General features: G+C 39.9%; 14 protein-coding genes and 1 tRNA gene. 9 read left to right on the top strand and 6 right to left on the bottom strand.

The features are described 5' to 3' along the window. The first annotated feature begins 1 nt into the window (after nt 1). Together PP182_RS04295 and PP182_RS04290 are read left to right on the top strand one after the other, a co-directional pair. Nucleotides 2-577: a hypothetical protein gene (locus PP182_RS04295; protein ID WP_272650102.1), complete on the top strand. Its 576-nt coding sequence runs from the start codon at nt 2-4 to the stop codon at nt 575-577. 9 nt (nt 578-586) lie between these two features. Further along, nucleotides 587-1,165 (top strand): hypothetical protein, encoded by a 579-nt coding sequence (locus PP182_RS04290; RefSeq protein ID WP_272650101.1) that lies wholly within the window; start codon nt 587-589, stop codon nt 1,163-1,165. 533 nt (nt 1,166-1,698) lie between these two features. On the opposite strand, the gene PP182_RS04285 is transcribed toward PP182_RS04290, so the two are convergent. Beyond that, nucleotides 1,699-1,772: transfer RNA gene (locus PP182_RS04285), tRNA-Ile, on the bottom strand. Between the two features lie 90 nt (nt 1,773-1,862). Beyond that, nucleotides 1,863-2,264, bottom strand: a complete 402-nt coding sequence (gene mce, locus PP182_RS04280; protein ID WP_272650100.1) for a methylmalonyl-CoA epimerase — start codon at nt 2,262-2,264, stop codon at nt 1,863-1,865. 66 nt (nt 2,265-2,330) lie between these two features. Between mce and rbfA the strand changes: the two genes are divergently transcribed. Both rbfA and PP182_RS04270 read left to right on the top strand, forming a co-directional pair. Then, nucleotides 2,331-2,723, top strand: a complete 393-nt coding sequence (rbfA, locus tag PP182_RS04275; RefSeq protein ID WP_272650099.1) for a 30S ribosome-binding factor RbfA — start codon at nt 2,331-2,333, stop codon at nt 2,721-2,723. A gap of 3 nt (nt 2,724-2,726) precedes the next feature. Further along, a complete protein-coding gene (locus PP182_RS04270; RefSeq protein WP_272650098.1) occupies nt 2,727-3,932 on the top strand; it encodes an ABC transporter permease in 1,206 nt (401 codons plus the stop codon). Here PP182_RS04270 and dusB read toward each other — a convergent pair. Continuing rightward, nucleotides 3,929-4,927 (bottom strand): tRNA dihydrouridine synthase DusB, encoded by a 999-nt coding sequence (gene dusB / locus PP182_RS04265; protein ID WP_272650097.1) that lies wholly within the window; start codon nt 4,925-4,927, stop codon nt 3,929-3,931. The two genes, PP182_RS04270 and dusB, sit on opposite strands and share 4 nt — an antisense overlap. Nucleotides 4,928-4,969: 42 nt before the next feature. Beyond that, nucleotides 4,970-6,196 (bottom strand): M28 family peptidase, encoded by a 1,227-nt coding sequence (locus PP182_RS04260; RefSeq protein WP_272650096.1) that lies wholly within the window; start codon nt 6,194-6,196, stop codon nt 4,970-4,972. A 32-nt stretch (nt 6,197-6,228) separates the two neighbouring features. Between PP182_RS04260 and PP182_RS04255 the strand changes: the two genes are divergently transcribed. The 4 genes from PP182_RS04255 to PP182_RS04240 are packed head-to-tail and all read left to right on the top strand — an operon-like array spanning nt 6,229 to nt 9,713. Beyond that, on the top strand, nt 6,229-7,371 hold the full coding sequence (locus PP182_RS04255) for a TolB family protein (RefSeq protein WP_272650095.1): 1,143 nt from the start codon (nt 6,229-6,231) through the stop codon (nt 7,369-7,371). After that, a complete protein-coding gene (locus tag PP182_RS04250) occupies nt 7,371-8,141 on the top strand; it encodes a prolipoprotein diacylglyceryl transferase family protein (RefSeq protein WP_272650094.1) in 771 nt (256 codons plus the stop codon). Before PP182_RS04255 ends, PP182_RS04250 begins: the two co-directional genes overlap by 1 nt. Continuing rightward, a complete protein-coding gene (locus PP182_RS04245; protein WP_272650093.1) occupies nt 8,113-9,507 on the top strand; it encodes a radical SAM protein in 1,395 nt (464 codons plus the stop codon). The genes PP182_RS04250 and PP182_RS04245 overlap by 29 nt, the downstream gene beginning before the upstream one ends. Further along, nucleotides 9,504-9,713 carry a hypothetical protein gene (locus PP182_RS04240; protein ID WP_272650092.1) on the top strand — a complete coding sequence of 70 codons (210 nt, stop codon included), beginning with the start codon at nt 9,504-9,506 and terminating at the stop codon, nt 9,711-9,713. The genes PP182_RS04245 and PP182_RS04240 overlap by 4 nt, the downstream gene beginning before the upstream one ends. Before the next feature lie 4 nt (nt 9,714-9,717). Here PP182_RS04240 and PP182_RS04235 read toward each other — a convergent pair whose 3' ends face one another. Both PP182_RS04235 and PP182_RS04230 read right to left on the bottom strand, forming a co-directional pair. Further along, nucleotides 9,718-12,126, bottom strand: a complete 2,409-nt coding sequence (locus PP182_RS04235) for an outer membrane beta-barrel family protein (protein ID WP_272650091.1) — start codon at nt 12,124-12,126, stop codon at nt 9,718-9,720. Between the two features lie 102 nt (nt 12,127-12,228). Then, nucleotides 12,229-14,637, bottom strand: coding sequence for an outer membrane beta-barrel family protein (locus PP182_RS04230; protein ID WP_272650090.1), 2,409 nt, complete (start codon nt 14,635-14,637; stop codon nt 12,229-12,231). Nucleotides 14,638-14,843: 206 nt separating this feature from the next. On the opposite strand from PP182_RS04230, the gene lepA reads away from it, so the two are divergent. Next, nucleotides 14,844-16,640 carry a translation elongation factor 4 gene (lepA, locus tag PP182_RS04225; RefSeq protein ID WP_272650089.1) on the top strand — a complete coding sequence of 599 codons (1,797 nt, stop codon included), beginning with the start codon at nt 14,844-14,846 and terminating at the stop codon, nt 16,638-16,640. The last annotated feature ends 7 nt before the right edge of the window (nt 16,641-16,647 follow it).

The following is a 16,647-nucleotide window of genomic DNA, read 5'->3' as shown; positions in this document are numbered from 1 at the left end:
CATGAAAACCCTAAAACCAATTTTGTTGCTGTCTTTGGCCTTCGCATTCATGGGATGTGATTTAATCGACGAACTCGTTGATGAGGAATACGATGTAAACGTTTCCTTTAATCGTTTTATTCATATTGACGTGCAACCTACCGGGAATCCCGAAGAGGCGGTTGGTTTTATGGAAAGTGCCGTGATAAACTTAACAAATGCACCTGAGCTAGATGAGTTTAGGGAAGAGAATGACAGAACTGAAGTTAAGGCTATTAAAATTAACAGGATACGATATTTCTACAAAGATGTTGCTGGTAATGAAAATGCTTTTGTTGAAGCAGAATTTCAGATTCCCTTAATCGTAACCAGCCCGGATATTTTTGGGGCACACCAAGTCAATTTAGCTGATGCGGCTACCAATCCAAATCCTTATGTCATTGATGGTGATTTTACCAATATAAATGGATTACTTAATGAAGTTAGAGGTTTTAACACCCTGCAATTGGATTATGTAGGTAGTGTTTCTGATAACCCGATCGAATTTACAGTTGATGTTACTATTGACGCTACACTTACATTAGAAATTCAAATCTAAATCAAGAATATGAAAAACCTCAAACCAATTTTGTTGCTGTCTTTGGCCTTCATATTTATGGGGTGTGATTTGGTTGAAGAATTAATCGAAGAAGAATTCGATGAGACCATTACATTTGATGGTGAATTGGAAATTTTGGAAGAGTCCGCAGTCTCTTCCACAGAAGACTCTATAAATGTTGAAACCCAATTGGGGTATTATAGCATTGCAAACGACCCAGATATTGCCTCCTTAATTGAAGATGATAATGCCGAGATTACCAAAATTAAAATAGATGAAATTAGATATACCTACAAAGATTTTGAAGGTAATGAAGAAGCCGTGGTTGTCAGTGCCGGTTTTTTAATGGTGGGAAATATGGAATCAAAATCATCGAGTCTTGAAAATGGTATTGCCGTAGCCGACGCCGATCAAAGAAATTTGCTATTTACCCATAGAGACGATTTTAGTATCATAGAAAGCGCGCTTTTGAACGGTCCATATCCTACAATTGGAATCCAATATTTTGGAACCCTTTCTCGCAATCCAGTTTATTTTAAAGTTGCAATTCGAGTGCAGGTAACCGTAACCATTAAAGCAAAAATATAATCTGTCACATCTCAAAAGGTGGAAAGAATACTACTACGGAGAATACGCTTATTGTTACTTACAGACCTTGGTTTTAAATCCTATGAGCCAAATGTGGCGATTTGGGGTATTTAGGCCTCAGAAGTTGGTCATTTTTATTATGGAACTTTGCCCGGGTATCCAAATGGCCATTCTGTTGAGTAATTTTCCCATAACCCAAGATAATGATTAAATGACTTATTGGAATAGTGATGTAATAATTCCAACATTTAATTAATCCTTCAGCAAGACTTTGTTTCTCAGGCCAAAAGATAAAAAAAACCTATCGTTCCTATAACCTCCTATTCGTCGAAAATCCAATTTTTGATTAATTGAGTTTTCTCACTTTTATAAAAGGTTCAAATAAACAATCTGTTTTACAGTTATCAATCACCAAACAAATAATAAAAGTTTAAGAGCAATAATTTGAATGTTACTGAAATGTTGTACCTATGTTGTACCCGTATAAAAAAGAAAAACCTCCCAATTGCTTGAAAGGTTTATCTTTGTTGACGTGGTCCCACCTGGGCTCGAACCAGGGACCCCCTGATTATGAGTCAGGTGCTCTAACCAGCTGAGCTATAGGACCCGCAAATTGCGGATGCAATATTACCACTTATTTTTATATGCCGCAAAATTTTATGATGTCATTTCTACTACACTCAAGGACCCGTTTTAACTACTCTATTTCTTGGCAAAGCTCTATTAAAACCCCGTTGGTGGATTTAGGATGCACGAACACCACCCATTTATTGTCCGCTCCCTTTTTAGGTCGGTCCCCCAATACCTGAAACCCCTCCTGTTTTAATCGCTCCATTTCAGCATAAATATCGTCCACCTCAAATGCAACGTGGTGAATCCCTTCACCCTTACTTTTCAAAAATTTGGCAATGGGTCCTTCTTCATTCAGGGACTCCAATAACTCTATCTTAGTGGGGCCATTTTTGAAAAACGAAGTTTTTACTCCTTCCGAAGCCACTTTTTCCTCCTTATAAGGTCCTTCGCCCAATAGTTTTTCGAACAAAGCGTTGGAATTTTCCAAGTTTTTCACGGCAATTCCCAAGTGTTCTATTTTTTTCATGGATATTTTAGATTTGTGAGGCCCCAGAATACGAACAAGATACATTATTCTGTGTATTTTTGCGGTATGGAAACACAAAGACAACGAAAGATAGCTGGGGTAATCCAAAAGGATATAGTAGCTATACTGCAAAAAGCCGCCATTGAGGGCGGACTTAGAAGTACCTTAATTTCAGTCTCCAAAGTTTCCATTACAACCGACCTTTCCATTGCCAAGGTATATGTGAGTATTTTCCCCCCAGAGCAAGCCAAAGAACTATTGGAGGGCATTAAGTCCAATCAACCCTTAATAAAGCATGAACTGGCCCAGCGTACCCGGAACCAGTTACGTAGGGTTCCCGAATTGCTATTTTATTTGGACGATTCCCTGGATTATATCGAAAAAATTGAGAAATCATTGAAAAGGGAAGAGAACCCCATTGAAAACAGGGATTTATTACCTAAAAGAAAAAAGTCCTGATTCTTGAACTTTCCGCTCTATATCGCTAAAAGATATGTGCGCTCCAAGAGCACACAAAATGCGGTGAACATTATCAATTTTATAACCTTTTTGGTTATCGTAATAGGTTCGGCCGCTCTTTTTATTGTGCTTTCCGGTTTTGCAGGACTCAAAACATTCAGCCTTTCCTTTACCAATTCGTTCGATCCGGAACTAAAAGCGCTACCCGTTGCCGGTAAGTTCTTTTCCATTTCCCCAGAGCAAGAAGGGCGTTTGAACAATATTGAAGGGTTGGCTTTCTATTCCAAGGAAATTGAGGAAAAGGTTTATCTGGAGCACCGAGGAAAGAACCATATTGCCTATATCAAAGGAATCGACTCTAACTATATCAAAGTAATAAATACAGATACCATCTTATACTTGGGGGATTGGACCATCAATGACCAACAAGTAGTTTCCGGTGTGGGAATAGCCAATATTCTCAGTGTGACCATCAACCAATATCGAAGTCCCATGCAGATTTATGCCTTTAAGCCGGGTAAGGGCTCCATCTCTCAGCAGGGTGTGAGTTCTTTATATAATAAACTACCCGTTATCATTGGTGGTGTATATGCAGTCGAGGCTGATCTGGACAACAAATATGTTTTTGCAGACCTTACCTTGACCCAGGCCCTTTTGGAAAAAACGGAAAATGATATTTCCGGTATCAACTTTAAATTGGACAATGAAGTTGATGAACAGGGCGTCCGCTCTGAAATCATGGATGCTTTAGGAGAAGGTATCGTCTTAAAAAACCGACAGGAACTAAACAGTACCCTTTACAAAATGCTGAATACCGAGAATATGGCGACTTACCTCATCTTTACCTTGGTTTTGATCATTGCCCTATTCAATGTGGTCGGGGCCATTATCATGATGATTTTGGACAAGCAGCAGAATTCCAAAACGCTTTACAGCTTAGGAACCACGATTAGGGAGCTACGAAATATCTATTTTGTGCAAGGGATTTTGGTCACCGGATTCGGCGGGTTTATCGGAGTGCTGCTGGGTTCCATTCTCGTTTGGAGTCAGATAGCATTCGGATGGTTAAGAATTACACCCTCCTTGGCCTATCCGGTAGAGTTCAAACTATTCAACGTCTTAATTGTCTTGGCCACAATTCTTGTTTTGGGTGTCATCGCCTCTAAAATTGCGAGTAGCCGAATCAATAAAAAGTTGATTGCCGCCTAGGCATGCTCAAATTCGTAATCCCCAAATTTCTCCAAAACCTCATCGAACGCAGCAAAAACATCGACTGCATCATCACTCGTAACCATTTTCATGCGATATTCCTTAAAATTGGGAATCCCCTTAAAGTAATTGGTGTAATGTCTTCTGGTCTCAAAAACCCCTAACTTTTCACCCTTCCAGTCAATGGCCATTTCCAAGTGCCTCCTAGCCGCTTGAACTCTTTCGGTCATCGTAGGCGGTGCTATACGTATACCCGTCTTAATATACTGTTTTACTTCCTTGAAAAACCAAGGATAACCAATACTTGCCCTGCCTATCATTGCCCCGTCCAATCCATATTCATCCCGCATTCTAACCGCTGCCTCCGGGCTATCCACATCGCCATTGCCAAAAACAGGAATGTGCATGCGAGGGTTGTTCTTCACCTCGGCAATCGGTTCCCATTTGGCACTACCCTTGTACATCTGTGCCCTTGTTCTACCATGAATTGCAATGGCCTTACAGCCTACATCCTGTAATCGCTCGGCTACCTCAACAATTTTGATGGAGTCCTCGTCCCAGCCCAATCGCGTCTTTACGGTAATGGGTAGCTTGGTATGTTTTGCCATAGCTTCGGTCAGGGAGACCATAAGGTCGATATCCTTTAAAATTCCTGCTCCCGCACCTTTGGAAACTACTTTTTTTACCGGACATCCAAAATTGATATCGATGATATCCGGCTTTGACTTTTCTACAATTTCTACGGACTGCAGCATACTTTCCAGATTGGCTCCAAAAATCTGAATGCCCACGGGTCGCTCCTTTTCGTAGATGTCCAACTTCATGACGCTCTTTGCAGCATCACGAATCAGCCCTTCTGAAGAAATAAATTCCGTGTAGACCACATCGGCACCCTGTTCCTTACAAAGTGCACGAAAGGGTGGGTCACTCACGTCCTCCATAGGAGCAAGTAACAAAGGAAAGTCCGGTAATTCTATGTCGCCGATCTTGGGCATATTATATTCTATTTTTAAAGGGGAACAAAAGTAAACCTATTTTTAAAATGTTATGTTCGCCGATATTTTTTCTCCATTTCTATCTACGGTAACCTCGGTAGCATCACCTTCATCAAAAACAGAAAGCGCCCGCATATAACTCATCATATCCACGACCGTACTGTCTCCTAATTTAACCACCACATCACCTTTTAGAAGTCCGGCAAGAGCAGCTGGTTTCCCATCCGTAACACCATCGATTCGCATGCCTTTTCCATCGAACAAGTAATCGGGCATAACGCCCAAGGCTACTTTAAACCTAGGCGTATCCTCACTTTCATTTTTTGTTTTTCTAAAGGCCAGCTTGTCATCATCATCCAGGTCATACATCACAGAAAGAATAAAGTCACGAATCATTTCCATGCCTTTGTAATTCAGTTTATCGGAATCATCGGATGGTTTGTGATAATCCTCATGCTGTCCCGTAAAAAAGTGTAGTACGGGAATATCCTGTAGATAGAAAGAGGTGTGATCACTTGGCCCCATTCCGGATTCGCTCAACACCAACTTAAATCCTGGGTTATTCACATTTAAAACCTGGCCCCAAATAGGTGCAGTTCCCGTTCCACTAATGGAAAGTGTCTTGTCCTCCCGCATTCTCCCCACCATATCCATATTGAGCATGTAATTTACTTGAGCCAAATCGATAGTTGGGTTTTTGGAAAAGTAATTGCTCCCTAAAAGTCCCATTTCTTCACCGGAAAAAGCCATGAAAAGATAATTGTGTTGTGTAACGGTATCCCTGAGTTTAGCAGCCAAATTTAATAATACACTAACCCCACTTGCATTGTCGTCCGCTCCGTTGTGGATGGCATCTCCTTCTGCATATAAAGAGCCTTCACCTCCCATACCCAAATGGTCGTAATGTGCCCCGATAATCACGGTTTTATCTGCCTTATTATCTATAAACCCAATAACGTTGGTACCAGTAATAGTACTATCGCCACCCACAAATTGAACCTCGGAATGCGGGTCTGTCTTGGGTTTAAAACTAAAAGTTTGAAAATAGGTGCCTGCATTGCCTTTTGGAAGCAACCCAATCTCTTCCAATCTCCTTTCTAGATAATTGGCCGCCTCCTTTTCATAAAGTGTGCCTGTTTCGCGCCCCTGTAGGCTGTCACTGGCCAAATAGGCCACGTCCTCTTGCATGGTCACATTCCTATTGACATCCTGTTTACAAGAGATTAACACTATAAAAAAAACGAACAAAAATATTAGATTGCGTAGCATAGCGTTTATTTTTGACAAAAATACACATCTCCATGAGAATTCTATTTGTTTTTGGCCTTATCTGCCTAGTTTCCAGTTGTAAAAACGAAACCAAGAACATCCCCCAGCCACAAGAAGAAACCACCTCTCTAATGGCGGGTAACGACACTCTGATTTATCCTGAGGAAAAATATTTTAAAAGTATTCGGCAAATTACTTTTGGCGGGGATAATGCGGAAGCGTATTGGAGTTGGGACGACAAGCAAATGATTTTTCAATCCAATAACGAATCCTGGGGACTTAACTGTGATCAAATGTTTTTAATGAACATAGAGGATAGTTTTAAGGAAACCGATTCCATTCCCCCTATGGTAAGTACGGGTTATGGCCGAACTACCTGTGCCTATTTTATGCCGGACAACAAACACTTCGTATATGGCTCTACCCATTTGGTGGATACGGAATGTCCAGAAGTTCCTCTGCGAAAAAACGGAAATTATGTTTGGCCCGTGTATGATTCGTTCGATATTTTCATAGCCGATCTCCAAGGTAATATTACGGCTCAATTAACGGACGAACCGGGTTATGATGCAGAGGCCACAATTTCTCCAAAAGGGGATAAAATTGTCTTTACCTCTACCCGTAGCGGTGATTTGGAATTGTACACAATGAATCTGGACGGCACCGATGTAAAGCAAATTACCAATGAATTAGGCTATGATGGAGGTGCATTTTTCTCTCCTGATGGTACTAAACTCATTTTTAGGGCATCCCGACCTAAAACTCCGGAGGCTATCAAAAAATACAAGGACTTATTGGCCGAAGGTTTAGTAGAACCCACGGAAATGGAACTCTTTATTTGTAATGCCGATGGAAGCGACCTAAAGCAGCTTACCTTTTTGGGTAACGCCAATTGGAGTCCGTTTTTTCATCCTTCGGGAAAAAAGGTTTTGTTCTCCAGTAATTTTGAAGCTGAAAAGGGATTTCCCTTTAACCTATATTTTATAGATATTGATGGTAAGAATTTGGAGCGTGTTACCCATGGCGAAACCTTTGATGCCTTTCCCGTATTTTCCAACGATGGTAAATATTTAGCCTTTTCCAGTAACCGAAATAATGGTGGTACCCGAGATACAAACTTATTTATAGCCGAGTGGCAGGAAGCTTTACCTGAGCCTTCCAAAGGAGGGGAATAATGCTTTTTCTTGGCATTCCATATGAGCCTTTCCTTTTTGGTTACAAAGTCAATGTTCATTTAATATTAGAGTACACTGCCTTCTTTGTGGCATTCCGATATTACCTGTTTCTCCGCAAAAGGTCCTTCGATAGCATTTCCTCCAATAACCGCCTTTCCATTATCATTGGCGCCATCTTTGGAGCTCTCTTTTTATCCAGAGTAATGGCCTTTTTTGAAAACCCAATGCTCCACTGGAACCAGGAGTGGATAGCGATATTAAACAATAAGACCATAATGGGCGGCTTATTCGGGGGGTTGCTAGGCGTGGAATTGGCAAAGAAGATTATTGGGGAGCAAAAATCATCTGGCGATTTATTTACGCTTCCTATAATTCTAGGAATCATTATTGGTAGGTTGGGGTGTTTCGTGGCGGGTATAAATGAGTTTACATATGGAAAAATCACCGATTTCTTTTTGGGAATGGATTTGGGTGATGGTTTTGATCGTCACCCAATAGCACTTTACGAAATATTCTTTTTAACACTTCTTTTTTTACTGATTAGAAATCTGCAAAAACAGTCGTACCCCTTAAAAAGCGGGGATTATTTTAAGCTTTTCATGGTGTGTTATTTTGGTTTTCGCTTTTATATTGAATTTCTTAAGCCCAACTCCTTTGAGATTTTTGGCCTAAGCAGCATTCAAATTTTATGTTTACTTTGCTTGCTCTATTACTATAAATTTATCCAACAAGGATTGTCCTATGCACGAGAAAAATTACACCTACTATGATTTTACGATAAGTCTATGTCCAGACTGTCTTCGTAGGGTCGATGCTAAAATCATCTTTGAAAAAGAAAAGGTGTACATGTTAAAAAACTGTCCGAAACATGGACGTTCCAAAGTATTGATTGCAGATGATATTCCGTACTATAAAAATATCCGGAATTATAATAAAGCTTCTGAATATCCCAAATCCTTTAACACCAAAACCCATTACGGGTGTCCTTATGATTGCGGACTTTGCCCAGATCATGAACAACATTCCTGCCTTACCGTTGTAGAATTAACGGATCGCTGCAACCTTACCTGCCCTACCTGTTATGCCGGTTCTTCGCCAACATATGGGAGACATAGAACCTTGGAAGAGGTAAAAACAATGTTGAATGTTATTGTAAAAAACGAGGGGGAACCCGATGTTGTGCAACTAAGTGGTGGAGAACCCACCTTACATCCTGAGTTTTTCGAAATTTTGGACTATGCCAAAACTCTGCCCATTCGCCATTTGATGGTTAATACCAATGGTATTAAAATTGCCAAAGATTATGACTTTGCCAAACGCTTGGCAACCTATGCCCCAGACTTTGAAATCTACCTCCAGTTCGATTCTTTGGACAATATCGTTTTACAAGTTTTGAGAGGGGGAGACCTGGCCGATATTCGACTACAAGCCTTGGAACATTTAAACCAATTAAATCTTTCGACAACGCTTGTCGTTACTTTGCAAAAAGGATTGAACGACCATGAAATGGGAAAGACCATAGATTTTGCCCTAAAGCAAAAATGTGTGCGTGGGGTCACCTTTCAACCTACACAGATAGCGGGACGTTTAGAAAATTTTGAGGTCGACGAAAATAGAATCACGCTTACAGAGGTGCGAAGAAAAATTTTAGAACAATCTCCTATTTTTGAACCGGATGACCTTATTCCCGTCCCTTGTAACCCGGATGCCCTGGTCATGGCCTATGCCCTAAAGTTGGGAGAGGAAGTTAGCCCATTAACGCGCTACATTAATCCAGATGATTTATTGAACGAAGGGAAAAACACTATTATTTACGAACAGGACGAACAACTTCATGGCAAAATGATAGAACTTTTCAGTACTGGTAATTCTGTTGAAAAAGCATCGGAAAACCTAAAAAGCATTATGTGTTGTCTTCCAGAAATAGATGCCCCGGAACTTGGATACGACAACCTTTTTCGTATCATTATCATGCAGTTTATAGATGCCCATAATTTTGACGTAAGGGCCATAAAGAAATCCTGTGTTCATATCGTAAATAAGGACAATAAAATAATCCCATTTGAGACGATGAACCTTTTCTACAGGGACGATATAGTAAATAGGTTAAAAGAACTTCAAAACGAAATCGTATGAGTATAATTCCCTTGGAAGTTGGCAATTTGGACGGGTTATTCATCCTAATTTTATTGATTATGTTTGGGCCCGCTGTTCTCCTACTGATTATTGGAGTGCTTCTAATTACGAACAAAAAAAAGAAGGCTGGAAAAGTTCTGGTAATCCTCGCCGGTGTTTACCTATTGGTAAGTTTGGGGGTTTGTGGGTCCATGATGCTTGGATAGAAAATTAAATCCTTTCCCCTTCATCCGTACTTTTTTGTTTTTTGTTGTCCCGAATTCTATTGTTCCCGAATTTGTATCGGAATCCAACAAAAAATAAACGTGTTTCGCGCCTGGAAAAAGAGCTGTTGTCCTGATTCAGGTAATCCCTCGTCGAAAAGTAATTTCCATCATTAAACACATCTTCGATCGAAAAAGAGATGGATGCCCTTCTTTTTAAAATGCTTTTGCTAAAGGACAGCGTTAGTTGACTGGTAGATTCTCTATTGGAATTACCAAATACGGTTGGCGCGGAGTATCTAAATAATACATCGGCATAAAGCGAACGATCCTTCAAAAGTGTAAAATAATTATTGAAGCGTATATTACTCGTCCATATACTATTATCCAAAATGGCCCCGGTATCTATATCCGTAAATCCGTTTTCCTTATAGTAATAACTTAAAAGTAAATACGTATCCCAAAATTTTGTAAGCCCCTTATTCCACCGAAACTCTGCGCCATAAGTAATATTGGATTCCAAATTAACGCTCAAAAAACGAAGTAGGTTCGTTTCATTATCCTGAACCACTTGCTCAAAAAAGTCATTCTTTTTATGGAAATAATACACTTCCAAGGAGTAGGAACGGTCAAAATTATACTCCACAGAAACATAGTTTCTTGTAGCTGGTCTCAAGTAGGGATTTCCTTCTACGACGGCATTATTGCTCTGAAAATATTGAAAAGGGTTAAGGTCACTATACGTGGGTCTGGTAATCCTTCTATAATAGCGCAACGCCAAGTTATGTTTGTCGCTCAATTTGTGTTGTAAGGACACGGAGGGGAAAAACTCGAGATACGAATTTTTCACAGGGTTGACAGAAGTATCCAAGTCGCCTTCCGTTTTGGTGTACTCTGAACGTAGCCCCATATTTAATTGCCAATCCTTCCAACTATTGTTTAAGCTAACATAACCGGCCATAATTTTTTCTTTGTAGTCGAACACCCCGGCCTCGGTCGGATTAATTCCTGGTTGTGTTCTGTCGAAACCCTCTTGGGTTATGGTGGATTCAGAGCTAATACCAGAATAGCGTAGGCCTGTTTCCAGTGTGGAGTTTTCTTTAATAGGGTTGGTGTAATCCACCTGAGCACTATAAAGCGATGTTTTTTGGCCAGAATGTGTTGTGAAATCGTTTTCTCCCGTTACTTCACCATCGGTATCAAAAAAATCCGTGTTCAAGTCCTGTCCCCTATCGTAGTCATAATAGGTATAATTGCTTGCCAAGGTGATATTTTCTCCCTTCTTTTTAAATCGATGGGTCCAATCCAAGTAGTATGCCGTATTAAAAACATCGTAATCCGAATTGTTGGTTGTATAGAAACTCGAATCCAGATTTCCAGCCGTGTCCTCAATTAAAGTTTCCGATGTGATAAACCTGTTCGCGGGGACCGAAAAAGAATTGATGGTAGAAAAGCTCAGGCTATTCTTATCGTTGATTTGATAGTCAAAAAAACCACTGATATTATGCTGCTTACTCCTATTTATGGTCTTTTGCTCGGTCGTCCAGACCTCATCGACCGTATTACTCGTGTCAAAAAAATTGGTAACGTCCGTAAATCGGTTCAAATTCTTGTTTTGCCTAAAACTGTAGGTTAGGGTAAAATCCGTTTTCTTTCCCTTGAAAAAGTGATCCGTGCCAATCATATGTTTAGGAAACACTGCTTGTGTATATCTATTGTAAATGGAACCATTATACCCGGCTATCAGGTTTTTTTTCATTTTGATATTTAGTAGAAGCCCGCCTTCAGCGCTATATTTTGCCGGAGGGTTTAAGATGACTTCTACAGATTCTACATTGTTTCCCGAACTTCCGGATAAAAGATTCACGATATCTGATTGTGGAATGTTCACCAATTTTCCATTGATCATTACCCCAATGTTGGAACTGCCTTTTATGTTTATTTTATCATTAATGATAATAACCCCTGGCGTCTGTTTAAGAATATCCCAAATATTGCCTTGGGCCAGTGAGGTGTTTACCACGTTAAAAACCAATCGGTCCGCCTTTTGTTCAATAGTAGGTTTTTTAAATGTGACTTCGACCTCATCCAATTCCATCTCCGCTTGTTCAATAATCAAATCGTCCAAAGAAACATCCGAAGTGACCGTTAAAACCAGTGTTTCGCTTAAATTGTCCAAATAGCTGGCCGACAATAAGTATGTTCCCGCCTTTATGTTTTCAATCTTGAACAACCCTTCTTCATCGGTTGCTGATCCTTTCAATAGAACGGAGTCCTTGTTTTTAAGTAAAACATTGGCAAAAACGAGAGGCAGGTTGTTTTGGTCTTTTACCCTTCCCGAAACCTCGAAATCTTGGGCCAAAGTAATAGTGGTCAGTAGTAAAAAGAAGATAAGCGTACTTAATGCGTTGTTCATTGGTAAATGGTAGTCGTGAGCGAATATAAACAAAGTTGTTCGGAAATATCTTACAGTGTAAAATGTTTGTAGGAATTCTAATAAAGGGGTAGAATTATTTGCTTATTCGGAACCGATACGGTCTCTTTCCGATTTTTCAATTTGTCGCTCATTGTCCTCAAGCCTAAAGTTCCCAAAGTTATAGGTGAAGGAAAGTCTAAAGTTTTGAGTTTCCGGAATCGCAAGATAGGCGTTGTCCTGATTTAAATATCTTGAAGCGTACCTAGGGTTTGCTTTGCCCAAAATATCGTTGAAGTTAAGGCTTAGTTCTGCCCTTCTGTTCCAAAAAGATTTCTGGAGCCCGAAGGTTAGGTTGGTCGTTTCGGACATTTTATAGGAACCGGACAAAAAACCAGATAAATAGACTAACCCCAATTCCCCTTTAAAAGTACCGTCCTTGGAGAGCGTTAAATAATTGGTAAGGTCTAAATAAAAGCCATTAACCTCATTTTTTGCCGAAAAAGCATCGCTCTCCAAAGCCAAGAAGGTCTCATCCTCATGAAATATGGAAATATAGCTGTAGAGATACCAATTGTTACTCACGGATTTACCATAGTTAAAATCAAAGCCATAGGAGGTGCTTTCTAGGACGTTCTGGGTCACATCCCGTAAAACCTGATTTTCATTGTCCTGAAAAGACAAAGTAGAAATATAATTACCATTGTCCCGGTAGTAAAAATCAAAGAAATATTCTTGGTTAAGGGTATAATTAAGATTGAAATTATTGCTGAAATTAGGAACAAGATTAGGGTTGCCTTCATAAAAGATATTCTCATTTATAAATGTCCTGAACGGGTTTAAGTCCTCATATCTAGGTCTTTCCAGTTTCCTGGAGTAATCCAAAGACAAGCTATGGTTCTCATTTATGTTGTGTAATAAATATACAGAAGGAAAAAGCTCAAAATACTCAAGGTTGTTTACTTGGGCAAGGGCAAGGGAGTTTCCGGAGCTAAGGGTGTGTTCCGCCCTTATTCCCGCTTTTAGGCTCCATTTTTCCCAATCCTTTGAAGCGCTAATATAGGCCGCATATACGTTCTCATCGTACAAGTAATTATCCGATAGCTCGGGTACAAATACCTGACCGTTATTTTCTGTAAAAAATGACAATTGGCTTTGTGAATTGATCAGGGAGGTCTTTAACCCGGTCTCAAGCCCAACCGTCCCCAATAGACCGTTATAGTCTACCTGAGCGGTAATAATTTCTATATCCTGCTTGGCATCGGTAAAAAAGCTATAGTTACGAATAAAGCTACTAAAGGGCAAAGTATAATTGGAGCTGGCGCGTTGTGTTCTTGTTAGATCAAAATTGGTATAATGCCCATTGAAAGAAATGGCACCGCTTTTCTTGAATCGGTGTTTAAAGGTTAAATCTCCGGAAATATTATTTTTTGTCTCGTCCAAAAAACTTTCGGTGGTCAATGTGGAGTCCAAAGCTCCGGCCGCATTGGTAATAAGGGTTTGTTGAAAATTATTATACTCCCGTTCTGGCGAAATTTGCATATTGGATGTTAGGTTGATTTCATTTCGGTCATTAAAAGCGTAATCTACCGTAAGCCCTCCATTATGCGTTTTAAACCTATTGGTTCTATCAAAATCGGTATCCCATCTGGAAAAAACTCCTGTATTATTTATGAAATTTGTTTCATTTTTAACGTCTCTAAAATCTTTCCTTGGGGCGTACGAATAACTCGCATTAACATTTAATTTTTTTGTTTTATAAAAATGAGATGTGCCAAAATTGAATTTTGGGAATATGCCCTGTGTATAATTTGTGTTGATATTTCCTTTGTAACCCAAAGAAATATTCTTGTTAGTAACTATATTCAAAACCGCTCCTCCTTCGGCATCATATTTTGCCGGTGGGTTGTTGATAACCTCAATGGATTTAATGTTTTGCCCTTGGTAATTTTCCAAAAGGCTTCTCACCTCTGCCGGGGATAGCTGAACCTTACGGTCATTAATATAAACCACGGCAGGCTGATTTCGAATCTGAAGCTCGTCCTGCATGGTAATAACCCCTGGCGTCTGCCTTAGTATGTCCCAGGAAGAACTTTGGGAAAGTACTGTATTTTCAACGTTAAAAACTATTCTGTCCACCTTTCGTTCTACCTTCGGCCTGCCAGATACCACGATAACCTCATCCAATTCCTCCGCCTGTTGGGGGATTATAAGCGCCCCAATTTTAGTATCTGAACGTATATCAAGAGGAAGAGCTCCCGAAGTTTGTCCTATATAAGATGCTTTCAAAAAATAAATCCCCGGGGTAATGTTTTCTACTAAAAAGGCTCCAAACTCATCTGCAGAAGTCCCTTTGACCATAGAGGAGTCCTTGGCCTGCAATAAAAAAACCGAAGCAAATGGAATTGGTTCGCCAACATCGTCCTTTACCTTGCCGGAAAGTTGGAAAGACTGGGAAAACGCAACTGGTGTACATATAAGTGCGGCTACGATAAATAGCAGTATTGGTTTCACTTTAGGTCTGGGTTGAACATCAAATCTAACAATTATTACGGCATTTTTCACTAAAGGCCCAAAGGTCTTTTTATAGCACTTAAAATCTCGAGTTTTATTTAACCCCACCTATTTAAAATGTGCGTTTAAATTAGATTATATTTGCAATTGCTTTTAAAACTAGTACTATAGAAAGTTTTAATTCGCCCTATTTTTCAAATATTGCTATGAAAAACATTCGAAATTTTTGCATTATTGCCCATATTGACCATGGTAAAAGTACTTTGGCCGACAGGCTTTTGGATTTTACCGGCTCCGTTACGGAAAGAGAAAAAAAGGAACAGCTGTTGGATAGCATGGACTTGGAGCGAGAACGCGGTATTACAATTAAAAGCCATGCCATTCAGATGGATTATACCTACAAGGGTGAAAAGTATATCCTAAATCTGATCGACACTCCTGGGCACGTTGATTTTTCCTATGAAGTATCCCGATCTATAGCGGCCTGTGAAGGTGCGCTTTTAGTAGTGGATGCCGCACAAAGCATTCAAGCACAGACTATCTCCAACCTATATTTAGCTTTGGAAAATGATTTGGAAATTATTCCAGTTCTCAATAAGGTAGACCTACCAAGTGCCAACCCGGAAGAAGTTACGGACGATATCGTTGATTTATTGGGTTGCAAACCTGAAGAGGTAATACCGGCTAGTGCAAAAACCGGAATTGGCATAGAAGAGATATTAAGTGCCATTATTGAGCGTATACCTCCACCAAAAGGTAACTTAGATGAGCCTCTACAGGCATTGGTTTTTGATTCCGTCTATAATCCGTTTCGAGGTGTAGAAACCTACTTTAGAGTAGTTAATGGCGCCATCAAAAAAAATCAAAAAATAAAATTTGTAGCAACGGGGAAGAGTTATTTTGCCGATGAGATAGGTACATTAAAACTTACCCAACACCCTAAACAAGCTATTAGTACTGGCGATGTAGGTTATTTGATTACAGGAATAAAAGATGCAAGGGAAGTAAAAGTAGGGGATACGATTACCGATGCCAACGAGCCCACTAAAAATCCTATTGGAGGTTTCGAGGACGTTAAACCTATGGTTTTTGCCGGAATTTATCCGGTAGATACCGAGGACTTTGAAGAATTGAGGTCTTCCATGGAAAAATTACAGCTAAATGACGCCTCACTAGTGTTTGCCCCTGAGAGTAGTGCTGCCCTAGGCTTTGGTTTTAGGTGTGGTTTTTTGGGAATGCTACATATGGAAATTATCCAGGAACGTTTGGAGCGAGAATTTGATATGACGGTTATTACTACCGTGCCTAACGTTAGTTATCATGCTTTTACTAGAAAGGACCCGGATACGCCCCTAATCGTAAATAATCCTAGTGATTTGCCGGACCCTTCTACCATAGATCGCGTTGAAGAACCTTATATTAAGGCTACAATCATTACTAAGGCAGATTTTGTGGGTAATGTTATGTCTTTATGTATAGAAAAAAGAGGTCAGATTACCAACCAAACCTATTTAACTACGGAGCGGGTAGAATTGAATTTTGATATGCCGCTAGCAGAAATAGTTTTCGATTTTTATGACCGACTAAAAACCGTCTCCAAAGGATATGCCTCCTTTGATTATGCGCCTATAGGCATGAGGGCATCGAAATTGGTGCGAGTGGATATCTTGTTGAATGCCCAGCCTGTGGATGCTTTATCCGCTCTTATACATTTTGACAATGCGGCGAATATTGGAAAAAAAATGTGCGAAAAATTAAAGGAGCTAATACCAAGACAGCAGTTTGATATTCCTATCCAGGCCGCTATAGGATCCAAGATCATTTCAAGGGAAACAATCAAGGCCCTTAGAAAAGATGTTACCGCCAAATGTTATGGGGGTGATATATCCAGGAAGCGTAAGTTATTGGAAAAACAGAAAAAAGGTAAAAAGCGAATGCGCCAAGTAGGCAATGTTGAAATTCCACAACAGGCTTTTATGGCGGTACTCAAATTGAATGACTAATTGCTGC

The organism is Maribacter sp. PR1 (assembly GCF_028464145.1).
Taxonomy (GTDB): Bacteria; Bacteroidota; Bacteroidia; order Flavobacteriales; family Flavobacteriaceae; genus Maribacter.
Note: the sequence above shows the minus strand (reverse complement) of the source record. Positions and strands in the feature narration are given on the sequence as shown.